This is a genomic window from Aeromicrobium sp. CTD01-1L150 (assembly GCF_041951745.1).
Lineage (GTDB): Bacteria > Actinomycetota > Actinomycetes > Propionibacteriales > Nocardioidaceae > Aeromicrobium.
The window spans coordinates 1,447,757-1,472,587 of sequence record NZ_CP169555.1; the positions used below are offsets into that span (position 1 = coordinate 1,447,757).

Sequence of the window (24,831 nt, forward strand, 5' to 3'; positions counted from 1 at the left end):
GCCCACGGGTGGGCTTGCCCGCCCTCTGACCTCATGAGCCCTGGCCCTGGTGGCCGACTGGCGTGTCCGGGGCGCTGCGCGCCGGTTGGTCGCCGGACGCCGTGCCGGGGAGTCGGACGACCCGGTCAGCGCTCGCCACGACCTCGCGCCGATGGGTGACGACGAGCGTGGCTCGGCGGGGATGATGCCTGAGTACCTCCGAGATGGCCTGCGCCGCATCCACGTCGAGGGACGCGGTCGCCTCGTCGAGCACGAGAACCGCCGGGTTGCCGAGGAAGGCTCGCGCCAGTGCGACCCTCGCCTGCTGGCCGCCCGAGAGACCGTCGCCCCGCTCGCCAACCGCCGTGGCCAGACCATCGACGAAGCCTGCCGCCGGATCGGTGATCCCGGCCTCGCGCGCCACCCGGTGGACGTCGGTTGAGTCAGCGTCCGGGTGGCCGAGACGGATGTTGCTCTCCACGGTGCCGCGGAGCAGCGCCGAGCCTTGCGGCACAACGTGGACCAGCCGTCGCAGGTCGGTGTCGGCGATGGTGCGCAGGTCGGTGCCGCCGAGAGTGATGCGGCCGTGGTCGGGGTCCCACCATCGCAAGGCCAGGCCCACGCACGTGGACTTGCCCGAGCCGGAGGGACCGGTCAGCGCAACGATCTCGCCGGGACCGACCCTGAGACTGACTCCTCGCAACACCGGCCGGTCCGTCCGGTACCCGAACGTGACGTCCTCGAAGACCAGGGAGCCGTCGGCGTACCCCACCTGTCTGCCGTGGTCCGGCTCGACGACGGTGGGTACCTGGTCCACCGAGCGCACGATCCGGTGAGCGGCGACCCGCAGGCGTCCGGCGTTGCGCAGCAGGTCGCTGAGCTGTGCCGCGGGTCCGATCGCCGCGGTGGCGACCGCGTAGGAGAGTGGCGCGCTCACACTGTCGGCCGTGGCCGCCACGAGCAGTACCGCGCCGAGTCCGCTGACCGCGAGCAAAGCGTCGGCCAGTGCCCGCTCCAGTCCCACTCGCCGGGCATCGGCTCGTCTGGTGCGTGCAATGTCGTCGTCGATCCGGTCCAGCAGCTCCAGGCGTCGCTCGAGCGACCCGCTGACGGTGAAGTCGCGCATACCCCGCACCGTGTCGACCACGGCGGACGCGAGCTCGTCGCGGCGGACGCTGATGCGCCGGGCGTCCCGGTCGGCGCGGCGCCACAGCACCGTGGGGATCGCGCTCGTCACGAGCAGCATCGGACCCCAGACGAGGACGAGTCGCGGCTCGACCAGCCACGACAACGCGGTGCATGAGGCCACCAGGACCAGACTGCACGCACCCTGCGCGACCGTGTGCGCGAACAACCACTCCACTTCGTCCACGTCACGCATCGCCACCCCGGCGGCCTCGGCGGAGTGTCGTGGCTGCTCGCGAGAGGGGAGGGCGAGCCTCAGCCGGGAGAACACCGTGTCCCGCAGCCGGCCGAGTACCCGGTAGGCCAGGTCGTGGGAGACCCAGGACTCACGCCAGGTGGCGAGCGAGACGGTGACGGCGAGCGCCAGGAGCCCGGCCGCCTGCCAGGTTGGCAGTGTCCGCTCCTGCGCCACTTGCGCGACCACGGCGGCCGGAGCCACCAGCAGCGCTGCGGTGCCGACCTGGACGGCGAGCTGCCACAGCACGCTCCTGGCCAGACGGCCGCGGTCGTCGGCCATGACGGCGAGCAGCCGGATCATGTCCCTCATGAGGCCGGACCCTTCGCGAGGCGACCGGAGTCGAGCCGCACGACGTGGTCGGCGGCCCCGATGACGGTCGGTCGATGGGCGATCGCCAAGCAGGTGGTGCCGGTGGCGGCCACCGATCGCAGGACATGACGTTCGGTCGCCTCGTCGAGCGCTGAGGTTGCTTCGTCGAGGACGAGCAGTGCAGGGCGGGCCAGGAGGCTCCGGGCGATCACGAGACGCTGGCGCTCACCCCCGGAGAGCCGACCACCGAGCTCCCCGACGGGGGTGTCGAGCCCTCGTTCGAGACCGTCGACAACGGTTCTGAGCGCGGCGGCATCGAGGACGGCCTCCAACGCCTCGTCGTCGGCCCCCGGTGCCTGGAGCAGGAGATTGTCGCGCACCGTCCCGGTGACGACGAACGGCCGTTGAGGAACGACGGAGATGCTGCGACGCAAGGCCGCGGCGGTGTGGTGGCGCAGATCGACACTGTCGAGCCGGATCTCCCCGGCGTCGGGGTCCCAGGAGCGTTCGACCAGGCGGACGATGGTCGACTTGCCGCTCCCGCTCGGGCCGACGACCACGGTGGTGCACCCGGAAGGGACCACGAACGAGACGTCCCGGACCCCGGCACTCGTGCCCGGGTAGGTGAAGGACACGGCACGGACCTCCAGGTGGCCGCTGCGGGCCGCCGCGTCGTGACGGCCGTCGTGCACGACCGCGGGCACTGCGTCCAGAAGTGGGAGGAGCCCGTGGGTCGCGGTCAGTCCCAGGTATCCGGCGTGCCAGTGCGTCGAGAGCTCCGAGACAGGCCAGAACGCCTCGCGGGCCAGCAGCAGCACGATGGCCACGCTGGCGACAGTGGCCTCACCGTCGGCCAGGGCACCCGCGGCCACCACGAGAGCGGCGGCGGTGCCGACGTGGGCGGAGAGTGCGCCGACGACGCTGTCGACCAAGGAGACCTTCAGCTGGCGCATCGTCGTGACTCGTAGCCTTTCCGAGGCCCCATGGATCTGCTCACCTCGCCGCCGAGCCGCGCCGAACGCCCTGAGCACAGGGATCGAGGCCGCGGCCTCGGTGTAGTCCGCGGTCAGCTGCTCCTGTGCCTGCCACCGGTGGACGCCGTCACGCACCAGGCGACGGTCCCACCAGCGCGGTGCCAGGACGGCGACCGCGACGAAGAACGCGAGGACGGCGGCAGAGCCAGGGGCCTGGGTGGCCACCAGCGCGGTGGTGGTGGGCGGGAGGACGAGCACCACGAGCAGCTGCGGCAGGTAGCGGCTGAGGTAGGCCTCGAGGCCGTCGACACCGTCGACCACGGCAGCGCCGGTCACCCCACTGTTCATCCGGTGGGCCGGACCGAGGTCGGCGAGCTGACGGAGCAGACGTCGACGCAGGGTCCGCCGCACGCCCTCGGCAGCGCGCTCGGTGACCTGCTCCCGCAGACCAAGGAGCACCGCACGCCCGACCACCGAGGCCATGACGAGAACGACGACGCCCATGTCGACAGGACGTCCGGTCAGCAGTCGCGCGATGAGGTCGGCGATTCCGAGCCCGAAGACGATCCGGACAGCCCCGAGCGCCACACTCATCCCGGCCACGGGGACGACCCATCCGAGGGCTGGACCGGCGAGCCTCAGCAGCCGGCCGTGGATCACTCCTCGAAGGCTTCTGGGTACAGCGCCTCTGCCACCTGGGTGACGACCTCGACGTTCCCCAGGGTCCCGGGCATCGTGTCAGCGGTCTCGATCGCGATCAGGCGGTCCTCCCGGACGGCGGGAAGGTCGGGGAACGTCGTCCGGAGATACTCACGTGTGGACTGTTCGGCCTCGTCGCTGTCGACGGCGAACACGAGGGCCTCCGGCTCGCGGTTGGCGAGTTCCTCGGGGGTGATCTGGGCGGCGAAGAACTCGGCGAACGCGTCGTCGTCGGGGCTGAAGACCGGCTCGGCGCCAGCGCGTTGCAGCATGTCGAACTCGACCCCGCCGCCGATGGCGCTGAGTGTCGATCCCTCGACGAAGACCTGCGCGACGGTCAGACGGTCCACACCGTCGATGGCGGACTCCACGCGGTCGAGCTCGGTCTGGGACTGATCGATCAGCTCTGCGGCCTCGTCCTCGACCGCGAACACGGTCCCGAGAGTCTCCAGGTCGGTGAACAGGTCGTCGACGGTGCCGGTCATCCTTCGGTCGAAGCAGCCGCCCGTGGCGACGTAGGCGGCTGCTCCCGCGTCGGCCAGCTGGTCGGTGCTGGCGAAGCCCTGGTCCTCGGAGAACTCGTACGTGGTGGGGGAGAAGACGAAGTCGGGCTCGGCGGCGAGCAGGTCCTCCCTGCTCGGGGGAGTGTCCTCGCTCAGTGTTGGGACGTCCGTAGCCTCGTCCGCGATGTCCTCGGGCAGGCGCGCCGCACCTACTTGTGCCTGCCCCACCAAGCGGTCGCCGAGCCCGAGGCGTAGCAGCATCTCGGTCTGGGAGGGGTAGAGGCCGACGACGGCCTCGGGCACGCCGTCGATGTTGACGGACTCACCGCAGCTCTCGACGGTCCGGCTCGCGGTGTCGGCGGTGTCGTCGGCGCTCACCCCGGACCCACAGGCGGACAGGGCCAGCAGGCCCGCGGCGGCGGTGGTGATGGTCTGGTGCAGTCTCATGACGGCCTTTCTGCGGTGGTGGATGGTGAGCTGACGCGGTCGGCGACGATCACCGGGAGGTCGGACAACGGATCGGGCAGCACGCGGGCTTCGACGCCGAAGACGTCGCGGACCAGCCGCGGCGTGAGGACGTCGGTGGCCGGCCCGTGGGCGACCAGTCGGCCACGGTCGAGGACGGCGATGCTGTCGCAGAATCGTGCGGCGAGGTTCATGTCGTGCAGGGCCGCGACGGTCGTCCTGCCGGTGCGCCGGACCCGGTGCATCAGGTCGAGCTGGTGAGCGACGTCGAGATGGTTGGTGGGCTCGTCGAGCACCAGGACGTCGCCGTCCTGGGCCAGGGCACGAGCGAGCATGGTGCGTTGCCGCTGGCCGCCGGAGAGCGTTCGGACCATACGGTGCCGCAGGTCCAGCAGGTCGGACTCGGCGAGCGCGTCCTCCACCGCGCGGCGGTCCACGTCGCGAGGTCCGGTGTAGCGGTGGTGGTGCGGAACACGCCCGAGGGCGACTGTCTCGGTGACGGTCATGTCGAACTCGGTGGGCGCGTCCTGGAGCATGACCGCGACGCGCCGCGCGAGCTCGCGAGAACCGAGGTCGGCGACGTCGTCCCCGTCCACTCGCACGTGACCGGACCGAGGCCTGAGGGCGCGAAAGAGCGTGCGCAGCAGTGTGGACTTTCCGCTGCCGTTCGGCCCCAGCAGTCCCAGCACCTGGCCGGGACGGGTGGCGAGCGAGACGTCGTCGACCACGGTGCGTCCGCCGAGGTCGACGCTGACTCCCTGCACATCGACGGTCATCGGTCGAATCCCGCGGAGGCGGCCGCGTCGCGTCGCATGAGCCACAGGAACAGGGGCGCTCCGACGAAAGCGGTCAGGACGCCGAGGGGAACCTCGGTGGGAGGGGCGACCGTCCTGGCGAGCAGGTCTGCCCCCATGAGGAAGGCTGCTCCGGTGAGGGTCGCGACGGGTAGGACACGACGGTGGTCGACCCCGACCAGGATGCGTGCCACGTGCGGAGCGACGAGACCGACGAAGGCGATCCCTCCGGCGACGGAGACGACGGCGGCGGTCAACAAGGCGGCCACCACCATCATGCGGGTTCGAACCGCCGAGGCATTGATGCCCAGGGCGGCCGCGGACTCATCGCCCGTCAGCATCGCGTTGAGCGCGTCGAGGGAGGGCAGGACGATGAGGAGAGCGAGGGCCAGGGCCAGCGCGGGCAGGATGAGCCCGGCCATGTCGGCGCCGGAGACGCTGCCCAGGATGAAGAAGAGGACCCCGACGACGTTCTGGGCATCGGTCGTGATGGTGAGGTAGCTGGTGACTGCGCTCAGGAAGGTGCCGAGGGCGACGCCGGACAGCACCAGACGAGTGGGGGAGAGGACACCGTGGCGTTGAGCGAGGAGCGCGACCGCGACGCAGGTGGACACGGCGCCGACGAAGGCCGCTGCGCTCAGGGTCAGGCCGTAGAACGTTGCGGCACCCGAGATGATCACCAGGACGGCACCCACACTGGCGCCCGAGGACACCCCCAGGATGTACGGCTCGGCCAGCGGGTTCCGCACGATGGCCTGCATCAGCATCCCCGCCAGTGAGAGGGACGCCCCGGCAACCCCGGCGAGCAGGGCGCGGGGCAGTCGAAACTGCCATACCGCTTGGTCTTGCAGGGGTGTGAGGCTGCCGTCACTCATCCACGGCATTCCTGGGAGCAGGTGCCCGACCATGATCCGGGCGGCCTGCGAGCCCCGCACCTCCACTGCGCCGACTGATGCGGAGACGAGCAGCAGGCCGAGGATGCAGGTCGCCATCACCACGGACCAGGCCAGGGCCGAACCGTGCTGCCCCTGCGTCCCTGAGAACAGACGTGACCGGAACATGGGAGGTCTCGAGGGCACAACCTTAACGATAATGGCAACCATCATCGTTGGTGCGGGTGGGGTGCAACGTTCTGCCACTCACCGCATCTCGAGCGGCGGGCCGTCGAGCAGGGCGTAGAGACCGTCGTCCTGCGAGTTGCGCTGCATCGTCGCCTGGCGGGCCAGCTCGGACTAGCTCGGGAAGGCTCCGATGATCGCGGACACCACGACGATTCCGATGACGTGGTAGCCGCCAGTCACAGCCCCAAACAGGTACGGGTGAGGGGTGTGCGGGGTCAGCGCGTTGTTGATCGAGACTGCTGCGGCGACACCGAGGCCGATGACCCCGCCGACGATCAGCGACTCCCCGAAGCTGGGCGGCGCGAGGGCGGCCAGAGTCAGGCCCAGCGCGAGGGAGACGAAGATGGCGCTGACCAGCGGTACGAGGTAGTAGTCGGGGCCGAACGTCGGTGCCGCGGAGCGATCGTGGCCGATGGAGTGATCCCACGCCTTGCCGAAGAGTGGGGTGAACCAGGCTGCGCCCAGTGAGAAGTAGGCGAGAGCGGCCAAGGCGACGGCCAGCCAGTTCAGATGAGCAAACGCAGCGAGCATGGGATCTCCCGGTCAGGCTCGCTTCGAACGCATCGCCTTGAGCTGCTTCACCGACGAGTCGGCGGCAAGGGACTGGTACTCATCGGAGCCGAACGGCACGAGAGCGATACGACTGTCGGCGTCGTGGTGGATGCCCCAGCCGTACCGCTTTCCCAGAGGAGAGGATCGCAGGCAGGCCTGGTCCTGGGTGAAGAACTCCTCGCGCGCCTGAGCCCGAGCCTCGGCAGGAATGGAGTGTCGGGTCGCGTACACCTCGAACAGCACATCGTCGCTGGTGAAGTCGTATGGATGCTCCGAGATGAGCGCGTACTGCAACGCTGCCACCGTCGGTGCCTTGCCGCCCACGGGCGGCGGGTCGGCCAGCTCAGCTGGGCAGTCGTCTGCCACCTGGATGAAGGTGTCGGTGTAGTTCGTGCTTCCCACACCCCCAGCCTGGCTCGCACAGGAGGCCCGCGATAGCAAAAAGGCGACAGGTTGGCGAGGCGGCCTGGGAGGATGGGTGCCATGACCGTCGCCGGTGATGCGCGGGAGCGCCCGATCGCTGCCTCTGAGCGATCTGGTGTGCTCTATCCGGATCGGCTGGCACGTTATGCGGCGGGTTGGATCGCACCCGATCCTGCCGTGGCGGCGGTGGTCGATCAGTACTGGCATGTCTCGTGGGCGCTGGATGAGGGCGAACGGCTGGATCAGCCGATCATCGACCTGCCAGCGGTGAACGTGACCGTCGAGGAAGGTGACGTGCCTGCCCCGCTGGTGGTCACCGGTGTGCACGGTCGTGCGTGGCGGCGCATCATCCATGGCACCGGGCAGGTGTTCGCGATCCGGCTTCGACCGGCAGGGCTGGCCGTCCTCAGTGACCTCGCGCCGCCCCACGTTGCCGATGCCACCGTGTCGCTCACCGCGAAGCTCGACCCACGCCTGCATGCGCTCATGCGCACCGTCGCCGCCGGTTCCGATCCCGCCGAACGCGCACGGGCCGCAGACCGGGCCATCAGACGGGTCCTCGTGGAGCACGCACCGACCTCGGCGGGGTTGCTCGCGAACGACGTACTGGATGAGTTGCGCGAGTGCATCCACCATCGAACCGGCCCCACGCTCGCTGAGCGCTTCACGCGTAGCGAGCGGACGATCCAGCGAGCCTGTGTCGACACGCTGGGGCATGGACCCAAGTGGTTGAGCCGTCGTATCCGTCTTCAAGAGGTCGCCCTGGCCCTGGCGACCCGGCCCACCGAGGACCTGGCGGTCATCGCCGCAGACCTTGGCTACACCGATCAGTCGCACCTCACCCGTGACTTCCGCACCGCCACCGGCATCACCCCCGACGCCTACCGCCGAGCCTCCCGCGACTTGGCTACGTGATGCAGGCACCTGCCAATGCGAGGTCCGCCATCCGGAGCGACCTGACGCCCGGGACACAGGACATGCCCCGACATCGCTGGCACGTCGATCATGTGGGGAGCTGTGCCGGTGACAGGACTCGAACCTGCACGCTCAGTGAGCACAGGATCCTAAATCCTGCGTGTCTACCAGTTCCACCACACCGGCCCGGACCCAAAGAATAGGCGACACCCGCGAGCGCGGAACCGCACCGTCAAGGTCTCGACCCTGGCTCGCTTTCCGGTGGTGGTGGCTGATCCCGAGCGGGGAAGGCGAGGTGGGCGGTGGGGGCGTGTCCGGCAGGGCGCCGCAACGGCACCGTCAAGGTCTCGACCCTGGCTCGCTTTCCGGTGGTGGTGGCTGATCCCGAGCGGAGAAGGCGAGGCGGAGGGCGAGGCGTGGCTCAGGCAGCGTCGAGGCCCAGGTCACGGCGCAGCTTGGCGACGTGACCGGTGGCCTTGACGTTGTACTGGGCTACTTCGACGACCCCGTCGGCATCGAGGACGACGGTGGAGCGGATGACGCCCTCGACCACCTTGCCGTAGAGCTTCTTCTCGCCGAAGGCTCCCCAGGCCGTCATGACCGACTTGTCGGGGTTGGAGAGCAGCGTGATCGTCAGGCCCTCCTTCTCCCGGAACTTGGCGAGCTTCTCCGGCTTGTCGGGGGAGATGCCGAGCACGGTGTACCCCTCGGCGGTGAGTGACTCCAGCAAGTCACTGAAGTCGCACGCCTGCTTGGTGCAGCCCGGCGTGAGTGCTGCGGGGTAGAAGTAGACGATCACCTTGCCGCCGCGCAGGTCCGACAGAGTGATGCTCTCGCCGGTGTCGGTGGACAGGGTGAAGTCGGGGGCCGGGTCACCGGGCTGCAGTCGCGTCGTCATGGGGCCTATCCTTGCAGCGACCACCCACCCGCGACGAAAGGCCATCCGTGAGCCGAGCCACGACCCAGGACGTCGAGGAGATCGAGGCCGCCCTGGACAGGATCGCCGGCTCGGTCGACCTGCTCGTCGACCGAGCCAGCCCCAAGAACATCGCCCGGCGTGGTGTCGAGAGTCTCAAGGGCCGGTTCGTCGACCCCGAGGGCAACCCTCGGTACGAGACGATCGTCCCGGTGGCGGTGGGAGCCGTCGCGGTGGTTGCGACGCTCGTCGGCATCCGACGTCTGGTGAGCTGAGTTGGGCGACAGTAATGGCCTGCCCATCCGGATGCTGCACGACCGGCTCCTGGTGAGTGTGGACGGCGCCAGTGATCGAACGTCCTCCGGTGGAATCGTCATCCCGGCCACCGCGGCGATGGGACGACGCCTGCAGTGGGCTCGCGTGGAGGCCAAGGGCGCGCACGTGCGCGCCGTCGAGGTCGGCGACCGCGTCCTGTTCGACCCCGACGATCGTGCCGAGGTCGAGGTGAGGGGCGACGACTTCGTCCTGCTGCGCGAGCGTGACCTGCACGCGGTCGCGTCCGAGCGGATCGAGGAAGGCCAGACCGGCCTCTACCTGTGAGGTGAGCACGATGGATGGACGCGAGGTTCCGCTGCGTCGCATCCGGCTGCGTCCCAGTGGTGAGACGGCCCGTGACCGGATCATCCACGTGCGTCGACGGTGGCGCATGCTCGTGCGGCTCGCCGTCGCACCCTCGGTGGCGTTCCTCGTGGCGACGGAGATCTTCGGCCACCAGCAGGCGTTCTTCGCACCGGTCGCGGCGATCCTCGTCATCACCGCGGGCGCTGGACTGCGAGGCAGGACGCTCGCGGAGATCGTCGTCGGGGTGGCGGTCGGGGTCCTGGTGGGCGAGCTGATCATCCTCACCATCGGCCGGGGGACCCTGCAGCTCGCGGCGGTCGTCGTGCTCAGCGTCATCGTGGCCACCCTGCTCGGGATCAAGGGAATGGCCCTGACACAGGCTGCCAACTCAGCGGTCCTGCTGACGGCGGTGGTGCCGGCCTTCGATGCCGGCAATCCGGCGGTGACCCGGTTCATCGATGCGCTGATCGGCGGACTGTGCGGCATGGCGATGGTCCTGCTGCTGCCCCGCAACCCTGTGCGCGACATCGACTCCGAGGTGCAGCGCCTGCTGCGTCAGCTGGCGTCGGTGCTGCGCGGCACGGCACGAGCGATGCGGGAGGCGGACGCTGAGGCAGCCGAGGCGGCCCTGGCGAGGGCCCGGAGCCTGCAGCCGGGTATCGACGACCTGGAGGCGACGGCGCAGAACGTCAGCGAGATCGCCCGGATGTCACCGATGCGGTGGCGGCAGCGGGCCCACCTCGGCCGCTATCTCGGTGCAGTGCAGGACTTCGACAATGCGATCCGCGACGCGCGCGTCCTCGCTCGCCGCACGGCCGCGATGCTGCGGCACGGCGAGGCGTGTCCCACCGACCTGGAGCTCGCCACCGAGGCCCTGGCCGACGCCGTCGACATCATCGCCGACGACCTGTCCCAGGACGACGACTTCGACGAGGCCCGGCAGAAGCTCGTCGACGCGGCGCGCATCGCCGTGCTCGCACTACCGGGCGCGATGACCCTGAACACCGCGTCGATCGCGGCGCAGGTGCGCTCGCTCGCGGCCGACCTGCTGTACGCCTCGGGCTCGACCCGCGACGAGATCGACGAACGCCTCGACTTCGACTGATCGGGGACGCGCCGCAAAAAGCGCTCGCGCATCGAGGGGCGCCTGCGCTACGGTGTCTGAGCACCCCACAGGACAGGAGGAACGATCATGGACGTCACGTACATCACGAACGCCGGCAAGAATGCCGCACGCGTCGACGCGTTCGTTCCCGGTCCCTCCGAGGCCCTGCTCCTGTAGCCAGTCACACTTGGCACTCGTGCCGCTTCGGACCTGGGTCCGAGGCGGCTTTTTTGTCATGGCTGCCCGCGAGACTCGACCACGTCGACCGAACTTTTCCGACCCTGCAGAAAGGAGGCGCGCTATGACCACGAACGACGACTCACCCATCAAGCTCGCACACCAGATCGAGAACCCGACCGGTACGACCGATCACACCCGTGAGGAGGTGAAGATCGTGGCCAAGCGTGACCGCTCACGCAAGCGCGCCTGGGACCAGATGTCGGAGATCGACCGTGCCGTGCTCCTGGAGACCGTCCGCCAGCGTCGCAAGATGGAGGCGATGAGGCGCTCCGTCGAGAACGAGGTCTTCCGCGCACGCAGCCTGCGTTGAGGTTCCATGCATCAGGCCGAGACGTCCACCTGGACGTCTCGGCCTGTTGTCGTCATCGGGGTGGGCGATGCCCGGCTGCCCACGCTTCGGATCCTCGTCTCAGCGCGACTGAATAGCGGAGTGGAAGGCGAGGATGCGTCGTGCATCGCGCACGTGCAGCTCCTCGACCATCTTGCCCTGGAACGTCACGACCCCCTGGCCACTGGCCTTGGCCTGCTCGAAGGTCTCGATGAGCTCCTGGGCCTTCTCGACGTCGGCGGCCGACGGTGCGAAGGCCACGTTGGCCGGTTCCACCTGGCTCGGGTGGATGAGGGTCTTGCCGTCGAAGCCCATCTCGCGGCCCTGCCGCGCCTCGGCCTCGAACCCCTCGGGGTCCTTCACGGCGTTGTAGACGCCGTCGATGATGACCTTCCCGGCGGAACGCACCGCGAGGAGGGTCCAGGCCAGCGACGTCAGCACCGTGGCGTTGCGGCCTGGTACGTGGAGCCCGAACGTCTCGTTGACGACGTCGTTGGTGCCCATGACGATCACCGTGAGGCGCTCGTGCGCGGCCGCGATCTCCTCGGCGTGCAGCAGGGCCCGCGGTGTCTCGATCATCGCCCACAGCTGGGTGTGCTCCGGCGCTCCGTGGGACTCCAGTGCGGCGACGAGCTGGAGCACCTGCTCGGCGGACTCCACCTTGGGTACGAGGATGGCGTCCGGCCCGGCCGCACAGGCAGCCTGGACGTCGTCGTCGTGCCACTCGGTGCCGATGGAGTTCACGCGGATCGCGAGCTCACGGTGGCCGTACTCGCCGGAGCGGACAGCAGCGACCACGTTGGCACGTCCGGTCTCCTTGGAGTCCGGTGCCACTGAGTCCTCGAGGTCGAGGATCAACGCGTCGGCGTCGATGGTCTTGGCCTTCTCCAGCGCTCGCTCGTTGGCGCCGGGCATGTAGAGGACAGAGCGGCGGGCTCGCAGTGTCTGTTCGGTCATCGCAGGGCTCCTCAGAGGTCGTAGGCTTCGGCCAGCTCGGGGTCGCGCTCGGCCAGCGAGCGGGCGAGGTCGAGCATCACGAGGCACTGCTTGCAGGAGGCGTCGTCCTCCATCTTGCCGTTGATCATGACCGCCCCGGACCCGTCGCCCATCGCCTCCACGACCTCCTTGGCGTGCGCCACGTCGGCCGGGTCGGGGGAGAAGACGCGCTTGGCGATCTCGATCTGCACCGGGTGCAGGCTCCAGGCGCCGACGCAGCCCAGCAGGAAGGCGTTGCGGAACTGGTCCTCGCACGCGACGACGTCCTTGATGTCACCGAACGGGCCGTAGAACGGCAGGATGTCGTTGGCGGCGCACGCGTCGACCATGCGGGCGATCGTGTAGTGCCACAGGTCCTGCTGGTAGGTGGCGCGGCCCTCGGTGATGTCCTCACCGGTGGGGTCCTCGCGCACCAGGTAGCCGGGGTGGCCGCCGCCCACACGCGTGGTCTTCATGCGACGGCTGGCGGCGAGATCGGCCGGGCCGAGGCTGATGCCCTGCATGCGCGGGCTGGCACCGGCGATCTCCTCCACGTTGGCCACACCCTCGGCGGTCTCGAGGATCGCGTGCACCAGGATCGGGCGCTCCAGCTCGGCGCGGGCCTCCAGCTGGGCCAGAAGCCGGTCGACGTAGTGGATGTCCTGCGCGCCCTCGACCTTGGGCACCATGATGACGTCGAGCTTGTGCCCGACCTCGGTGACGAGCGTGATGAGGTCGTCGAGCACCCAGGGGGAGTCCAGGCTGTTGACGCGGGTCCACAGTTGCGTCTGACCGAAGTCGGTGGACTTGGCGACGTCCACCAGACCCTGCCGGGCGGCCGCCTTCTTCTCCGTCTTCACCGCGTCCTCGAGGTTGCCGAGGATGATGTCGACCTTGGCGGCGATATCGGGGACCTTGGCGGCCATCTTCTCGTTGCTCGGGTCGAAGAAGTGGATCATCCGCGACGGCTTGAACGGGATGTCGGCGGCCGGCGCGGGGGCGCCGACGGCGAGGGGGCGAAGGAAAGCACGGGGATTGCGCACGTGGGGACACTTCCTGCAGACGTCTGGGCCGCCACTCATTATGGTCGTCGTCCTCCCTGGTCGAATGGCGGGTGGGCGTCGACGGCCTGCTTCCCGTGCCGGACGTGAGACGAATAGTCCCGACGGGCCATCGAGCCAGACCTATTCGGCTCATGCGGCAGCTCCGCGGGCACCTCTACCTTTCGAAGTGGGAGGGACCTAGGAGCTTCGCGTGCGATGCCGGTCCCCGTTCAGCCACGGACGAATTCGTGGCCCATGCCGCGGTCAGGTGCCTTGTGCACCGTCCGCCGCCGACTCCGTGACGTCCTGTGATCGACGTCCGCCCGACCCGCGCTCCGGCGCAGTGTCCCCGCGTCACCCCGCTCCCTCCTCTGTCCGAACGGACTGACTCCCATGCTCCAGAGAATCCTGATCGTGCTGGCCCTGCTGGCCAGCAGCGCGTTCGTCGCGTCGCCGGCCGCCGCCGGCGAAGTGCCCACCGACCCACCCGAGACTGCCGAGGCGGCCGCCCCGGCCGTCGAGGCCCCACCGCCACCACCGAAGCAGACGGCACCCCTGCCCCAGGCAGCAGCGCCCGCCGCCGACCCGCAGGGGCCGCCGGAGAACGTCCCGACTCCGCAGGACACGGGGCCCGCACCGCATGACCAGCAGGCCTCGCCTGAACGCGTGGCTCAGGAGGTCGCCGCTGCCGCGGCGAACATCGACGTCACGATCTGTCATGCCACCGACGACGGATACAACCAGATCACCGTGTCCTCCAACGCGATCCTCAATGGAGGTCACGGCAATCATGGGGGCGACATCATCCCGCCCTTCGAGGTTGATGCGCAAAGCTACCCGGGCCTGAACTGGGACGCGGCGGGTCAAGCCATCTACAACGCTGGCTGTGTCGAGGCCGCGGCCGATCCTGACGATCCCGACGACCCGAACGAGATCCGGAAGGTGACCATCTGTCACGACAACAATGGCGTGAAGGACTACTCGCTCATCACGATCTCGGTGAACGCGATCATCAAGGGGGCTGGTCACGACGGTCATGCCGGCGACATCATCCCGCCGTTCGAGTACGACGGCGGGAGCTACCCGGGCAAGAACCTGGCTGGCGGGGGACAGGCCATCCTGGACGCCGGCTGCCTCGACGTGGTGGTCGTCGATCCCGACGACCCGAACGAGATCCGGAAGGTGACCATCTGTCACGACAACAACGGTGTGAAGGACTACTCGCTCATCACGATCTCGGTGAACGCGATCATCAAGGGGGCTGGTCACGACGGTCATGCCGGCGACATCATTCCGCCGTTCGAGTACGACGGCGGGAGCTACCCGGGCAAGAACTGGACCGAGGGCCAGGGGCCACTCACGAGCCTGGCCGACTGTGTGATCGGCGGCGTCATCAGCGGTGACCCGGAGGTCGAGGCGGCATACCTGATGTTCGGCACGTGCCCGGCCGACGGTCCGGTCATCCTCGCCGAGCCGCTGTTGAGCATCGTCGTGCAGGCCGTCGAGGGCGTCATCGCGACGTTCACGGTGGGTGACGGCCTGTCCGGGCCGTGGACGGTGACGTTCACGGCGGCGCAGGGCTACGACCTCATCGGAGTGACCGAGCTCACCGGCAACGCCGGCGTTCCGGGCGACTGCGGTGGTGTCATCGGTGGCGACCCGGATTCGGACCCGGATCTGGCTGCGGGTCCGACCCCGGTGGACTTCACGATGCCCGGTGCTTCGAAGCCGGCGGTAGTCTCCACGGGCGCGCTGCCCGCGGCGGGTGGTCTGTCGCTGTGGCTGCTCATGCTGGGTGGTGCGCTCATGCTGGCCGGCTTCGTCGCGCTGCGGACGCCGCGTTCTGAGATGGCGGCGGTGCCGCGTGTCCCGGACGTCCAGTCCGTGTGGTCGGTGCCGTCAGCGGTGCCGGTAGTCACCGGTCCGGTCGACACCAGACGCCGGCGACCGCTGTGGCTGCTGCTCGTGAGCGGCCTCTGTGCCGTGCTGGGGATCGCGCTGCTCCGCTCGGAGTAGGACCGAAGGTGCCGGAGGGGGACCGCCACGGGCGGTCTCCCTCCGGTGCTGTCAGGGACCCGCACACCGGAGCGACCGGCTTCCGGGAGACCGGCCGGGGCGACGGGGCCTTCCGTGTCCCGCGGCAGTCAGCGGTTGCGCTACTGGTCGGCTGGCCGCCCCGGGGCGCCGAGCTCGACCGTGAGGGTGTGTGCGTATGCGGCGACGTGGCTCCCGAGCTCGTCCAGTCGTCCGCCGAGGCGTGACTTCGGTGCGCTCACGTTGAGCGCCGCGACAATCGTTCCGGCCGCGTCGCGGACCGGGGCCGACGCCGCCACGACGCCGTGCTCGAGCTCCTCGTCGGAGGTGGCGTAGCCGCGTTGCCGGATCCTCGTGAGCTCGGTGTGCAGCGACGGGAGGTCATGGACCACGCGTGTGGTGGGCGTCGGCTCCTCGAGCACCCCGAACACTCCCGCGTCGCCGGGTGGGGCCTGGTCCACCAGGGCGGCGTCGCGCCCGTGCACCGCGTACCACTCATCGACGCTGCTGCGGTCCCAGTCGCTGAGCAGGGCGCGTCCGGAGGGGGTCCGCCACGCCGCGGCCACCATGCCGGTCCACGGCGCAGTGCCCACCATCCGGGGACTCGGCTCGCTCGCGAGCGTCAACACGTTGCCGGCGCGCAGGACGCACAGGTGCGCGGTCTCGCGCAGGGCATGAACCATGCTGCGCAGGATCGGACGGGCGCGGTGGTCCAGCGACGCCTCCTGGGTGCGCGCCGCGATGGCGTAGAGCCTCGACCCCAGCCGGTAGCTGAGCTGGCGGGAGTCGCGGTCGATGAGTCCGGCGTCGGCAAGCGTCGCGAGGGCACGGGACATGGCTGCCTTGTCGCGACCCAGGAGCTGGGCGATCCGGACGACGCCGAGGCCTTGCTCACCGGCTTCGGCGAGCAGGTCGAGGATCTCCACGTCGCGGGCCAGTCCAGAGCTGTTGCGCCGGGAGCTCGGAGGAGAGGGCATGCCCCGAAGCCTACGCGAGTTGACATATACACAACACTGGTTGCGCTAAAGGTGCTCGATGCGGTCGGGTGGGGACGTGACGACGTTGACCGACTTCTCCCTCGACGCGTTCTCCCTGGCCGGCCGGCGTGCGCTGGTCACCGGGGGGAACACCGGTCTCGGACAGGCTTTCACCGTGGCGCTGGCCCGGGCGGGAGCCGACGTGTTCGTGCCGTCCCTCCTCGACGACGACGGCGATACCGAGCGGCTCGTCACCGACTGCGGCCGGCGATACGCCTGGACCCACGCCGATCTCACGGCCGCCGGAGAACCGGAGCGAGTGGTGAGGCAGTGCATCGACGAGCTCGGGGGAGTCGACGTCGTCGTGAACTCCGCCGGAGTCTGCGTGACGGCCGACGTCACCGAGTTCGACCGCGCCCAGTGGGACCCGATGGTCGCGGTGAACCTGACCGCCGCCTTCGAGCTCGCCCGTCACGCCGGAGCGGAGATGGCTCATGGCGGCGGCGGGAAGATCGTCAACATCGCCTCACTCTTCTCCTTTCTCGGCGGACGGACCTCCCCGGCCTACGCGGCCACCAAGGCGGGGATCGTCGGCTTCACCAAGGCGTACTGCGACGAGCTGGCCGAGCACGGCGTCCAGGTGAACGCGATCGCCCCCGGCTACTTCGCCACCGCGATCACAGCCGCCACCCGAGCCGACGACCACGCGAACGAGCGGATCGTCGAGCACATCCCTGCAGGACGCTGGGGTGACCCGGCCGACCTGATGGGCGCCGTCGTCTTCCTGGCCTCGAGCGCGTCCGACTACGTCAACGGTCATGTCCTCGTCGTCGACGGTGGATACCTCGTCCGATGACCCAGCCCTCACCCGTCTCCCCAAGGAAGGCCCCACCCATGGTCCGCACCCCCCAGGCTTCACCGCGCGAGGACATCGTCCGTGACGTCACCGAGCTGCTCGGCCCCGACCAGGTCGACACCGACGAGCAACGGCTCCGTGAGAGCAGTGTCGACCGGTTCCGCAAGTACTCGGCCGTGCACGGGATCTACGACGGACCGCTGCCGTCGGCGATCGTGTACCCCACGTCGGCCGAGCAGGTGGCTGCCGTCCTGCAGTACGCGCGCCGTGAGCACGTGGCCGTGGTCCCGCGGACCGGTGGCACCAGCACCGAGGGAGGGCTCGAGGTGGTGGTGGAGGGCGCGCTCGTCGTGGACGGCTCGCGGATGAACCGGGTGATCCACGTCGACACCGAGAACATGATGGTCACGGCCCAGTGCGGCGTGCCGTTGCAGACGCTCGAGGACACGCTGCGGGAGCAGGGGCTCACCACCGGTCACTCGCCCCAGTCCAAGCCGATCGCGCAGCTGGGCGGGCTGGTTGCCACCCGCTCGATCGGGCAGTTCTCCACGCTGTACGGCGGGATCGAGGACCTCGTCGTCGGGCTCGAGGCCGTCTTCGCCGACGGTCAGGTCGCCCGGATCAAGAACGTTCCCCGCCGTGCTGCCGGTCCGGACATCCGGCACGTCGTGATCGGCAACGAGGGTGCTCTGGCCTATGTCACCGAGGTGACCCTCAAGCTGTTCCGCTGGTATCCGGACAACACCCGGTACGTGGGACTGACCGTGCCGGACTTCGCCGAGGGTGTCGGGCTGCTGCGCGAGGTGGTCACGGCTGGGTATCGCCCGTCCGTGGCGCGCCTGTACTCCCCACAGGACGCCCGCCAGCACTTCAGCGACCATCCGCAGGACCGACACCTGGTGGTGTTCGCCGTCGAGGGCCCGCATCCCCTGGTGGAGGCGACCACGGGGGCGATCAAGGAGATGGCCGTGGGAGTCGAGCACGAGGAGGTGCCCTCGGAGCAGATCCGTACCTGGTTCGAGAACCTGAACTGGGGTCCGGACAAGATCGAGGCGGAGAAGGCCGAGATGCTGCGCACCCGGCACCTCGCCTACACCACGGAGGTGTCGGTGGACTGGTCCCGGACGGCCGAGCTGTACGAGGCGGTGATGAGCAGGATCCGCACGTCGTTCCCGCGGGCGTCGGACCTCACGCTGCTCGGGGCGCACTCGTCGCACTCCTACCAGAGCGGCACCAACCTGTACTTCGTGTACGACTACGACATCAACTGCGACCCGAGGGAGGAGATCGATGAGTACCACCTCCCCCTGAACGCGATCATCGTGGAGGAGGCACTGCGTGCCGGAGGGTCGATGGTGCACCACCACGGCGTCGGCAAGTACCGCACGCCGTGGATCCAGGCCGAGCACGGGAGCGCCTACCACGTGCTCGCCGGGTTGAAGCGGGCCTTCGACCCCGACAACGTCATGAATCCCGGCGCGCTCTTCCCCGTCGATGCCGAGGGCGACGCAGTGCTCGACCCACTGTCGTCCGCGACCGCGCCATGACCGTCTACCTGTGCGCCATCGACGGTGGTTCCCAGAGCACCAAGGTCTCGATCATCGATGCCTCGGGCGCCGTCCACGCGTCGGCGCAGGTCCCTCTGCGGCCGTACGAGCTGGGACCCGGCGGTCGTGCCGTGCATCCGGACGACGATCTCTGGGACACTCTGACGCAGGCGTGCCGCGCGGTGCTCGCCTCCTTCGACGGGGACCCGCGCGACATCGTCGCGGTGGGGCTGTGCGGCATCCGCTTCTGCCGGGCCCTGGTGGGCGCGGACGGCCGACTGGTCGAACCGGTGCAGAGCTGGATGGATGAGCGCGTGTCCCGCCCCTTGGGCGACGTCGACGACGCGGTCACCACGGTGTGCAGCGCCGGCGGGTACCTTGCCGTCCGGCTGACCGGTGCGCGACGAGACAGCGCAGCCAGCTACCAGGGGATGTGGCCGATCGACCACGAGCGGCAGCGGTGGTCGACCCGACCGGAGGAGCTGGCACGGACCGGGATGCCGCTCTCGTTGCTGCCCGAGCTCGTCGAACCGGGGGGACTGCTCGGTCGGGTGAGCGAGGAGGCGGCCGACCAGACGGGGCTTGCGTCCGGTGTGCCGGTGCACGCGACGGCGAACGACAAGGCAGTCGAGGCCCTGGGAGCCGGACTTCTCGCGCCCGGCACGCTCGTGCTGTCCCTGGGGACGTACGTGACGTCGATGACGGTGGCGGACGCCCCGGCCGGCGCCGACGACCGGTACTGGCTCAACGCGGCGGCGGTGCCGGGGCGCCAGCTCGTGGAGAGCGCCGGCGTCCGTCGGGGGATGTGGACTGTCTCCTGGTTGCGCCAGCTGGTCAGCTCCGCGGCGCCCGACCTGGTGGACCCAGATGATGTCGAGGAGTGGCTGGACGCCGGGGCGCGAGACGTGCCGGCGGGGTGCGCAGGCCTGATGACGCTGCCGGACTGGCTGGCTCCAGCCGACGCACCGTCGCGGCGTGGGGCATTCCTCGGACTGGATGGCTCGCACGGGCCCCACCACCTGCACCGCTCGATCATCGAGGGGATCGTCCTGACGATGTGCGACCACGCCGAGGCCATGGAGACGGCCCTCGGGCACCGCGCGCCCCGACTGGTGGTCGCCGGCGGTGGTGCGCGCTCGAACCTGGTGATGCAGATCGTCTCCGACGTCTTCGATCGTCCGGCGCAGCGCAGCGCCGTGCCTGACGCCGCCGGACTCGGGGCAGCGATCTGCGCCGCCGTCGGCGCCGGCGTCCATCGCGACGTCGAGACTGCCGTGGAGGCGATGATGCGTCCGGGTGACGTGTTCGGCCCCGATCCCGATGCGCGACGCCGCTATCGAGAGGTGCGGCAGGTCTACCGCGGACTGCGGGAGCGCACTGACCCGCTCCACCACGCCATCGCGACTCTCAGCTGAGGGTCACGACGACCTCGTCGGTGGCGGGCTCGTGCTCGACCCACCCGTCGACGGAGTCCTCTGCCGTCCACTGCCGGCCGTCGAACGCCACGGATGCCAGACGTAGGTGACCGGCGTTGGCGACGAGGTAGTGGGCGTAGGCCCAGCCCGATGCGCTGCGCATCTCGTCGTCGTCACCCGCGGGAGCCACCGTGAGGGAGCTGTTCTCGGTGCGCACGTCGCTCTCGCCGAAGGCCGCCTCCAGGTCGGAGCGCACGGCATCGAACGACCCGCCGCCCGCGGGGTTGACCTGGCACGTGAAGGCGCCGGGGGAGAAGCCCCGCAACGAGGAGGCGAGGGCCCGGGCATAGGGCTCGTGCTGCGCGTAGGCCTTCGGGTAGGCCGAGCGCTGCACCTCCTGAGCAGCGTCGGTGATCTCCATCGACTCATAGCCGTCGACCTGCTCCAGGCCGTCGTAGAAGGCGGCGATGGCGAAGTGCGGGTCCATGATCTGCTCGGGCGTGCCCCAGCCCTGGGACGGACGCTGCTGGAACAGTCCGACGGAGTCGCGGTCGCCGTAGTCGATGTTGCGGACCTTGGACTCCTGGAAGGCGGTCGCGATGGCGATGGTCGTCGCACGGGGCGGGAGCCCGCGGGTCTGACCGATGGCGGACATGAGCGAGGCCCACTGGGCCTGCTCCAGGTCCACGCGGGCGCGGGTGTCGCCCACCTCGGCCACGCAGTACTCGCTGCGCAGCGGAGTGCGCTCGCGAACCGCGACAGCGACGATGATCAGGGCAGCCAGGAGCCCGATGGCGAGTGCCGCGCGGAACTTCATGACCCGCTGAGCCCAAGGGGCTCCGCTTCAGCCGGCCCTGGGTCAATTGGCATGGAGCTCGGAGTTCAGCTCGATACCAGTGCGTCCACCGCGCATACGTGCCTCGACAGCGCCGGTCTCGCTGTTGGTCAGGAACAACAGGTTGTCCTGACCGGACAGCTCTGCGGCCTTCACGACCTGACCGTCGGGAGTGCGAACCTTGGTGCCGGCGGTGACGTAGGTGCCGGCGGCGACCACGCAGTCGTTGCCGAGCGAGATGCCGATGCCGGCGTTGGCGCCGAGCAGGGAGTTCTCACCGATGCTGATGACCTCGCTGCCGCCACCGGAGAGTGTTCCCATGATGGAGGCGCCGCCGCCCACGTCGGTGCCGTGGCCCACCACGACGCCGGCGGAGATGCGGCCCTCGACCATGGCGTGACCGAGGGTGCCGGCATTGAAGTTGACGAACCCCTCGTGCATCACCGTGGTGCCCGCGGCGAGGTGGGCTCCCAGACGGACGCGGTCGGCATCGCCGATGCGCACACCGGTGGGGATGACGTAGTCGGTCATGCGGGGGAACTTGTCGATGCTGGTGACGTTGAGGTCCTTGCCGGCTGCGCGGGCACGGGCGCGGGTCAGCTCGAATCCCTCGACGGCACACGGGCCGATGGTCGTCCACACGACGTTGGAGAGCAGGCCGAACTGGCCCTCGAGACTGAGTCCGTGGGGCTGGACGAGCCGGTGCGAGAGCAGGTGCAGACGCAGGTAGACGTCGTAGGCGTCCGTGGGTGCCTGGGCGAGGTCGTCGATGACGACGTGCACGACGGCCTTGCGGACACGGCGGATCGGGTCCTCGCCACCGAGGGCGCTGAGTCCGTCGGGCTCGAAGTCGTGCTCCGACGGCGCGCCGAGACGAGGCTCGGGGAACCAGACGTCCAGCACGTCGGCGTCCTCGGTCAGGGTGGCGACGCCATAGCCGTGGGCGCCGGGATGCTGCTCGCTCATGGGCCCCAAGGTATCGAGTCCGTCCGAACCCCGGCGCACCCGTCCACCGTCGCCGACGACCTGGCGGCGAGTCGACCGAAGTGAACAGGTCGGCCGTCAGTTCGGAGCTGTGGTCTCAGTACGTTCCAACCGGGTCCAGCCGGTCCAGCCGCGCTCGCGCATCTTCTCCAGTATCCGCTGGCCGCGTGGATCGGACTCGACGACGAGCGCATCGAGCAGCTCGACGAACGCCTCGTCGTCGAAGGCCTCGTCGTCGGTGCTCAGCTCGCCCCGCTCGTCTGCCTGTTCGGCGAGCTCGGCCAGGATGTCGGCGGCCTCCTCCATCTGCGAGTCGTCCGTCTCGGTGTCCAAGACCTCCCCGAGGATGTGGTAGAGCCGGACCAGCCGTGGGTTCTCGAGCTGAGCGAACTTCTCCGGCATCCACTCCGATATCCGGTCGGGCCAGCGGGCCGCGATGAGGATCCAGCCGTCCCGCTCGGCTTCGACCATCCGTTCCGTCACCCCGAGCTCGCGCAGCCGGTCGAGGTAGGCCACCACGTCCGGTGGGACCACCAGGCTGTCGCCACCAGCGAGCTGGGCAATCTGTCTGCGGTTGGTCTGCAGCCGCTTGATCTCGCCGCGCAGCGACCTGTCGATCTCCTTGACCGCCTCCGCGAACGTCGCGGCGTCGGCCTTGAGCAGCTCGTCCACCTTCGACAACGGCACGCCGGCGTCTGCGAGGGTGCGGATCTTGGTGAGCTCGACGACCGCGAGGGCGCCGTAACGGCGGTAGCCCGAGTCGTCGCGCTCGGGCTCGGGCAGCAGCCCCACCTGGTGGTAGTGGCGTACTGCCCGAACCGTCACGCCTGCGTAGGAGGCCAGTTGTCCGATGGTCAGCATGGCGTCCATGATGCCGGTCTCAGCTGGCCCGCACCTTGGTGAACAGGCGACGCGCCCACACGTAGCACCCGACCCCGATCAGCACGCACCAGCCGATGGCCAGCCAGGCGTCGGAGCCGGCGTCGGCTCCGGACAGCCAGGCGCGCAGCGTGTCGATCATCGGCGTGAACGGCTGGTACTCGGCGAACCAGCGGATCGCGACGGGCATCGAGTCGGTGGGCACGAAGCCGCTTGAGAGGAAGGGCAGGAACATCAACGGCATCGGGGTGTTGCTCGCCGTCTCGGCGTTCGGCGCGGACAGGCCGAGCGCGACGGTGGCCCACGTCAGCGCGAGGGTCATCAGTAGGACGAGACCGACCACACCGAGCCAGCCGAGCACCGTTGCGTCACTTCTGAAGCCGAGCAGGAGCGCCACCGCGATCACGACGACGAAGGCGATGGCGGTGAAGACGATCGCTCCGAGCACTCGGCCGGTGAGAACCGCTGACCTCGCGATCGCCATCGTGCGGAACCGGTCGACGATCCCCTTCTCCATGTCGAGGGCGATCGTGTAGGCGGTGCTGAGCGAGACCGAGACGACCGTCAGAACCACGATCGCCGGCATGATGTAGGCGATGTAGTCCGCACGGCCGTCGCCGCCGGGGAGGCCGGCGCCCATCGTGCCGCCGAAGACATAGACGAACAACACCAGGAAGATGAGCGGCTGAGCGATCAGCATCAAGGTCAGAGACTTGTAGCGGACCATTTGCAGCAGGTTGCGGCGCAGCATCGTCCAGCTGTCTCGAACCGCGTCGGGTCCGGTGTTGGCAGTGACGGGAGCACTCATCGCGCTACCTCCTCGGTCGTCGGGTGCTGGGTGGTGTTCGACGTCTCCGCGCTGTCGTCCGCGGACTCAGGGCGGTGACCGGTCAGGGCGAGGAAGACGTCGTCGAGGTCCGGAGTGCGAACCTCCAGGCCAGCGACTGCTTCGTTGTCGAGGCGACCGACCAGTTGCTGAAGCGCCGCGAGGCTGCCGTCGTGTGGCACGCTCAGGGTGAGCGACTCCTGGTCGGCGAAGGCGCCCTCGATCAAGCCGGCGGCCCGTGCCAGTGCGGCGGAGTCGGTGTACGTCACCTCGACCGTTCCGCCCGGCACCTGACCTTTGAGCTCCGCCGGGGTGCCCTCGGCAACCAGGCGACCGCCGTCAAGAACACCGACCTGGTGGGCGAGCTCATCTGCCTCCTCGAGGTACTGCGTGGTGAGGAAGATGGTGACCCCGTCGTTGATGAGCTCTCGGATGATCTGCCACAGCTCGCGCCGGCTTCGCGGGTCGAGGCCGGTGCTCGGCTCGTCGAGGAAGATCAGCCGTGGTGAGGCGACCAGTGTCATGGCGAGATCGAGCCGGCGCCTCATGCCGCCGGAGTACGTCGCTGAGCCCCGGTCCGCGGCGTCGATGAGGTCGAACCGCTCCAGCAGCTCCTGCGCGCGGGCGCGGCCCTGCTGACGCGGCAGGTGGTTGAGGTCCGCCATCAGCTGCAGGTTCTCGCGACCGGTGAGCAGCTCGTCGACCGCCGAGAACTGGCCGGTGACCCCGATCCGCAGGCGGATGGCGTTGGGATTGGTGCTGACATCGTGGCCGAGGACCGTCGCGGTACCGCCGTCACCGGTGATGAGTGTGGTGAGGATGCGTACGACGGTCGTCTTGCCGGCCCCGTTGGGACCGAGCAGGGCATAGACAGAGCCGGCGGGGACGGTGAGGTTGATCCCCCGCAGCACGTCGTTGTCGTCGAAGGACTTGCGCAAGCCAGCGACCTCGATCGCTGGCGCAAGCGTCTTGGTTTCCATGGTCATGGCGCCACTGTCCAGGGTTGACCCTGCGTCAGGGTCAAGCCTCGGCCCTCCCCAGCGTCAGGGAGGCTGTGTCGAGCGCAGTCACGGCGTGGTTGGGCAGTGGGGCG

25 protein-coding genes and 1 tRNA gene are annotated in these 24,831 nt (G+C 69.3%); 9 read left to right on the forward strand and 17 right to left on the reverse strand.

Annotation, left to right across the window (positions count from 1 at the left end; all coding sequences use genetic code 11):
• Positions 1-31 precede the first annotated feature (31 nt).
• The 7 genes from ACEVFP_RS07165 to ACEVFP_RS07195 all read right to left on the reverse strand — a co-directional run bounded on the left by ACEVFP_RS07165 (position 32) and on the right by ACEVFP_RS07195 (position 7,221).
• On the reverse strand, positions 32-1,711 hold the full coding sequence (locus ACEVFP_RS07165) for an ABC transporter ATP-binding protein (protein ID WP_375002956.1): 1,680 nt from the start codon (positions 1,709-1,711) through the stop codon (positions 32-34).
• Positions 1,708-3,345, reverse strand: coding sequence for an ABC transporter ATP-binding protein/permease (locus ACEVFP_RS07170; protein ID WP_375002957.1), 1,638 nt, complete (start codon positions 3,343-3,345; stop codon positions 1,708-1,710). Before ACEVFP_RS07170 ends, ACEVFP_RS07165 begins: the two co-directional genes overlap by 4 nt.
• Positions 3,342-4,334: an ABC transporter substrate-binding protein gene (locus ACEVFP_RS07175; protein ID WP_375002959.1), complete on the reverse strand. Its 993-nt coding sequence runs from the start codon at positions 4,332-4,334 to the stop codon at positions 3,342-3,344. Before ACEVFP_RS07175 ends, ACEVFP_RS07170 begins: the two co-directional genes overlap by 4 nt.
• Positions 4,331-5,128 carry an ABC transporter ATP-binding protein gene (locus ACEVFP_RS07180; RefSeq protein WP_375002960.1) on the reverse strand — a complete coding sequence of 266 codons (798 nt, stop codon included), beginning with the start codon at positions 5,126-5,128 and terminating at the stop codon, positions 4,331-4,333. The genes ACEVFP_RS07175 and ACEVFP_RS07180 overlap by 4 nt, the downstream gene beginning before the upstream one ends.
• The gene (locus ACEVFP_RS07185; RefSeq protein ID WP_375002962.1) at positions 5,125-6,207 is read right to left on the reverse strand and encodes a FecCD family ABC transporter permease; all 1,083 of its coding nucleotides are present in this window, start codon (positions 6,205-6,207) and stop codon (positions 5,125-5,127) included. Before ACEVFP_RS07185 ends, ACEVFP_RS07180 begins: the two co-directional genes overlap by 4 nt.
• 171 nt (positions 6,208-6,378) lie before the next feature.
• Positions 6,379-6,798 (reverse strand): DUF1761 domain-containing protein, encoded by a 420-nt coding sequence (locus ACEVFP_RS07190; protein WP_375002963.1) that lies wholly within the window; start codon positions 6,796-6,798, stop codon positions 6,379-6,381.
• A gap of 12 nt (positions 6,799-6,810) precedes the next feature.
• On the reverse strand, positions 6,811-7,221 hold the full coding sequence (locus ACEVFP_RS07195) for a DUF6157 family protein (RefSeq protein ID WP_375002965.1): 411 nt from the start codon (positions 7,219-7,221) through the stop codon (positions 6,811-6,813).
• Positions 7,222-7,302: 81 nt separating this feature from the next.
• Between ACEVFP_RS07195 and ACEVFP_RS07200 the strand changes: the two genes are divergently transcribed.
• Positions 7,303-8,157, forward strand: coding sequence for a helix-turn-helix domain-containing protein (locus ACEVFP_RS07200; protein WP_375002966.1), 855 nt, complete (start codon positions 7,303-7,305; stop codon positions 8,155-8,157).
• 103 nt (positions 8,158-8,260) lie between these two features.
• Here ACEVFP_RS07200 and ACEVFP_RS07205 read toward each other — a convergent pair.
• Both ACEVFP_RS07205 and bcp read right to left on the reverse strand, forming a co-directional pair.
• Positions 8,261-8,343 (reverse strand) — tRNA-Leu (locus ACEVFP_RS07205).
• Between the two features lie 235 nt (positions 8,344-8,578).
• On the reverse strand, positions 8,579-9,055 hold the full coding sequence (bcp, locus tag ACEVFP_RS07210) for a thioredoxin-dependent thiol peroxidase (RefSeq protein ID WP_375002967.1): 477 nt from the start codon (positions 9,053-9,055) through the stop codon (positions 8,579-8,581).
• A gap of 47 nt (positions 9,056-9,102) precedes the next feature.
• Here bcp and ACEVFP_RS07215 point away from each other — a divergent pair, with 47 nt between their 5' ends.
• From ACEVFP_RS07215 to ACEVFP_RS07230, 4 genes are all read left to right on the forward strand, one after another.
• The gene (locus ACEVFP_RS07215; protein WP_375002969.1) at positions 9,103-9,348 is read left to right on the forward strand and encodes a DUF3618 domain-containing protein; all 246 of its coding nucleotides are present in this window, start codon (positions 9,103-9,105) and stop codon (positions 9,346-9,348) included.
• Positions 9,349-9,379: 31 nt separating this feature from the next.
• Positions 9,380-9,673 (forward strand): GroES family chaperonin, encoded by a 294-nt coding sequence (locus ACEVFP_RS07220; RefSeq protein WP_375003784.1) that lies wholly within the window; start codon positions 9,380-9,382, stop codon positions 9,671-9,673.
• 10 nt (positions 9,674-9,683) lie between these two features.
• The gene (locus ACEVFP_RS07225; RefSeq protein ID WP_375002971.1) at positions 9,684-10,799 is read left to right on the forward strand and encodes an aromatic acid exporter family protein; all 1,116 of its coding nucleotides are present in this window, start codon (positions 9,684-9,686) and stop codon (positions 10,797-10,799) included.
• 301 nt (positions 10,800-11,100) lie between these two features.
• A complete protein-coding gene (locus ACEVFP_RS07230) occupies positions 11,101-11,349 on the forward strand; it encodes a hypothetical protein (protein WP_375002972.1) in 249 nt (82 codons plus the stop codon).
• Between the two features lie 99 nt (positions 11,350-11,448).
• On the opposite strand, the gene ACEVFP_RS07235 is transcribed toward ACEVFP_RS07230, so the two are convergent.
• Together ACEVFP_RS07235 and ACEVFP_RS07240 are read right to left on the reverse strand one after the other, a co-directional pair.
• Positions 11,449-12,324 (reverse strand): HpcH/HpaI aldolase/citrate lyase family protein, encoded by an 876-nt coding sequence (locus tag ACEVFP_RS07235; protein ID WP_375002974.1) that lies wholly within the window; start codon positions 12,322-12,324, stop codon positions 11,449-11,451.
• An 11-nt stretch (positions 12,325-12,335) separates the two neighbouring features.
• The gene (locus ACEVFP_RS07240) at positions 12,336-13,385 is read right to left on the reverse strand and encodes an HpcH/HpaI aldolase/citrate lyase family protein (protein ID WP_375002975.1); all 1,050 of its coding nucleotides are present in this window, start codon (positions 13,383-13,385) and stop codon (positions 12,336-12,338) included.
• Positions 13,386-13,778: 393 nt separating this feature from the next.
• Between ACEVFP_RS07240 and ACEVFP_RS07245 the strand changes: the two genes are divergently transcribed.
• A complete protein-coding gene (locus ACEVFP_RS07245; RefSeq protein WP_375002976.1) occupies positions 13,779-15,401 on the forward strand; it encodes a hypothetical protein in 1,623 nt (540 codons plus the stop codon).
• A gap of 140 nt (positions 15,402-15,541) precedes the next feature.
• Here the strand turns inward: ACEVFP_RS07245 and ACEVFP_RS07250 are convergent, their stop codons facing one another.
• On the reverse strand, positions 15,542-16,396 hold the full coding sequence (locus ACEVFP_RS07250; RefSeq protein ID WP_375002977.1) for an IclR family transcriptional regulator: 855 nt from the start codon (positions 16,394-16,396) through the stop codon (positions 15,542-15,544).
• A 76-nt stretch (positions 16,397-16,472) separates the two neighbouring features.
• Between ACEVFP_RS07250 and ACEVFP_RS07255 the strand changes: the two genes are divergently transcribed.
• From ACEVFP_RS07255 to ACEVFP_RS07265, 3 genes are read left to right on the forward strand one after another with little or no spacing between them, the layout of a single operon-like run.
• Positions 16,473-17,252, forward strand: coding sequence for an SDR family oxidoreductase (locus tag ACEVFP_RS07255; protein WP_375002979.1), 780 nt, complete (start codon positions 16,473-16,475; stop codon positions 17,250-17,252).
• 38 nt (positions 17,253-17,290) lie between these two features.
• Positions 17,291-18,799, forward strand: a complete 1,509-nt coding sequence (locus ACEVFP_RS07260; protein ID WP_375002981.1) for an FAD-binding oxidoreductase — start codon at positions 17,291-17,293, stop codon at positions 18,797-18,799.
• On the forward strand, positions 18,796-20,214 hold the full coding sequence (locus ACEVFP_RS07265; protein ID WP_375002982.1) for an FGGY-family carbohydrate kinase: 1,419 nt from the start codon (positions 18,796-18,798) through the stop codon (positions 20,212-20,214). The genes ACEVFP_RS07260 and ACEVFP_RS07265 overlap by 4 nt, the downstream gene beginning before the upstream one ends.
• Here ACEVFP_RS07265 and ACEVFP_RS07270 read toward each other — a convergent pair.
• From ACEVFP_RS07270 to ACEVFP_RS07290, 5 genes are all read right to left on the reverse strand, one after another.
• Positions 20,207-21,031, reverse strand: a complete 825-nt coding sequence (locus ACEVFP_RS07270) for a hypothetical protein (RefSeq protein ID WP_375002983.1) — start codon at positions 21,029-21,031, stop codon at positions 20,207-20,209. The two genes, ACEVFP_RS07265 and ACEVFP_RS07270, sit on opposite strands and share 8 nt — an antisense overlap.
• A gap of 42 nt (positions 21,032-21,073) precedes the next feature.
• Positions 21,074-22,015: a 2,3,4,5-tetrahydropyridine-2,6-dicarboxylate N-succinyltransferase gene (dapD, locus tag ACEVFP_RS07275; protein ID WP_375002984.1), complete on the reverse strand. Its 942-nt coding sequence runs from the start codon at positions 22,013-22,015 to the stop codon at positions 21,074-21,076.
• Positions 22,016-22,111: 96 nt separating this feature from the next.
• Positions 22,112-22,903 carry a MerR family transcriptional regulator gene (locus ACEVFP_RS07280; RefSeq protein ID WP_375002985.1) on the reverse strand — a complete coding sequence of 264 codons (792 nt, stop codon included), beginning with the start codon at positions 22,901-22,903 and terminating at the stop codon, positions 22,112-22,114.
• 10 nt (positions 22,904-22,913) lie between these two features.
• The gene (locus ACEVFP_RS07285) at positions 22,914-23,720 is read right to left on the reverse strand and encodes an ABC transporter permease (RefSeq protein WP_375002986.1); all 807 of its coding nucleotides are present in this window, start codon (positions 23,718-23,720) and stop codon (positions 22,914-22,916) included.
• Positions 23,717-24,724 (reverse strand): ATP-binding cassette domain-containing protein, encoded by a 1,008-nt coding sequence (locus ACEVFP_RS07290; RefSeq protein ID WP_375002987.1) that lies wholly within the window; start codon positions 24,722-24,724, stop codon positions 23,717-23,719. The genes ACEVFP_RS07285 and ACEVFP_RS07290 overlap by 4 nt, the downstream gene beginning before the upstream one ends.
• Between the last annotated feature and the right edge of the window lie 107 nt (positions 24,725-24,831).

Bases quoted from the DNA above. Each gene is read 5' to 3' on its own strand.
- ACEVFP_RS07165 (WP_375002956.1), bottom strand. From the start codon at position 1,711: ATGAGGGACATGATCCGGCTGCTCGCCGTCATGGCCGACGACCGCGGC.
- ACEVFP_RS07175 (WP_375002959.1), bottom strand. From the start codon at position 4,334: ATGAGACTGCACCAGACCATCACCACCGCCGCCGCGGGCCTGCTGGCC.
- ACEVFP_RS07180 (WP_375002960.1), bottom strand. From the start codon at position 5,128: ATGACCGTCGATGTGCAGGGAGTCAGCGTCGACCTCGGCGGACGCACC.
- ACEVFP_RS07185 (WP_375002962.1), bottom strand. From the start codon at position 6,207: ATGTTCCGGTCACGTCTGTTCTCAGGGACGCAGGGGCAGCACGGTTCG.
- ACEVFP_RS07190 (WP_375002963.1), bottom strand. From the start codon at position 6,798: ATGCTCGCTGCGTTTGCTCATCTGAACTGGCTGGCCGTCGCCTTGGCC.
- ACEVFP_RS07200 (WP_375002966.1), top strand. From the start codon at position 7,303: ATGACCGTCGCCGGTGATGCGCGGGAGCGCCCGATCGCTGCCTCTGAG.
- bcp (WP_375002967.1), bottom strand. From the start codon at position 9,055: ATGACGACGCGACTGCAGCCCGGTGACCCGGCCCCCGACTTCACCCTG.
- ACEVFP_RS07220 (WP_375003784.1), top strand. From the start codon at position 9,380: ATGCTGCACGACCGGCTCCTGGTGAGTGTGGACGGCGCCAGTGATCGA.
- ACEVFP_RS07225 (WP_375002971.1), top strand. From the start codon at position 9,684: ATGGATGGACGCGAGGTTCCGCTGCGTCGCATCCGGCTGCGTCCCAGT.
- ACEVFP_RS07230 (WP_375002972.1), top strand. From the start codon at position 11,101: ATGACCACGAACGACGACTCACCCATCAAGCTCGCACACCAGATCGAG.
- ACEVFP_RS07235 (WP_375002974.1), bottom strand. From the start codon at position 12,324: ATGACCGAACAGACACTGCGAGCCCGCCGCTCTGTCCTCTACATGCCC.
- ACEVFP_RS07245 (WP_375002976.1), top strand. From the start codon at position 13,779: ATGCTCCAGAGAATCCTGATCGTGCTGGCCCTGCTGGCCAGCAGCGCG.
- ACEVFP_RS07250 (WP_375002977.1), bottom strand. From the start codon at position 16,396: ATGCCCTCTCCTCCGAGCTCCCGGCGCAACAGCTCTGGACTGGCCCGC.
- ACEVFP_RS07260 (WP_375002981.1), top strand. From the start codon at position 17,291: ATGGTCCGCACCCCCCAGGCTTCACCGCGCGAGGACATCGTCCGTGAC.
- ACEVFP_RS07265 (WP_375002982.1), top strand. From the start codon at position 18,796: ATGACCGTCTACCTGTGCGCCATCGACGGTGGTTCCCAGAGCACCAAG.
- ACEVFP_RS07270 (WP_375002983.1), bottom strand. From the start codon at position 21,031: ATGAAGTTCCGCGCGGCACTCGCCATCGGGCTCCTGGCTGCCCTGATC.
- dapD (WP_375002984.1), bottom strand. From the start codon at position 22,015: ATGAGCGAGCAGCATCCCGGCGCCCACGGCTATGGCGTCGCCACCCTG.
- ACEVFP_RS07280 (WP_375002985.1), bottom strand. From the start codon at position 22,903: ATGGACGCCATGCTGACCATCGGACAACTGGCCTCCTACGCAGGCGTG.
- ACEVFP_RS07285 (WP_375002986.1), bottom strand. From the start codon at position 23,720: ATGAGTGCTCCCGTCACTGCCAACACCGGACCCGACGCGGTTCGAGAC.
- ACEVFP_RS07290 (WP_375002987.1), bottom strand. From the start codon at position 24,724: ATGACCATGGAAACCAAGACGCTTGCGCCAGCGATCGAGGTCGCTGGC.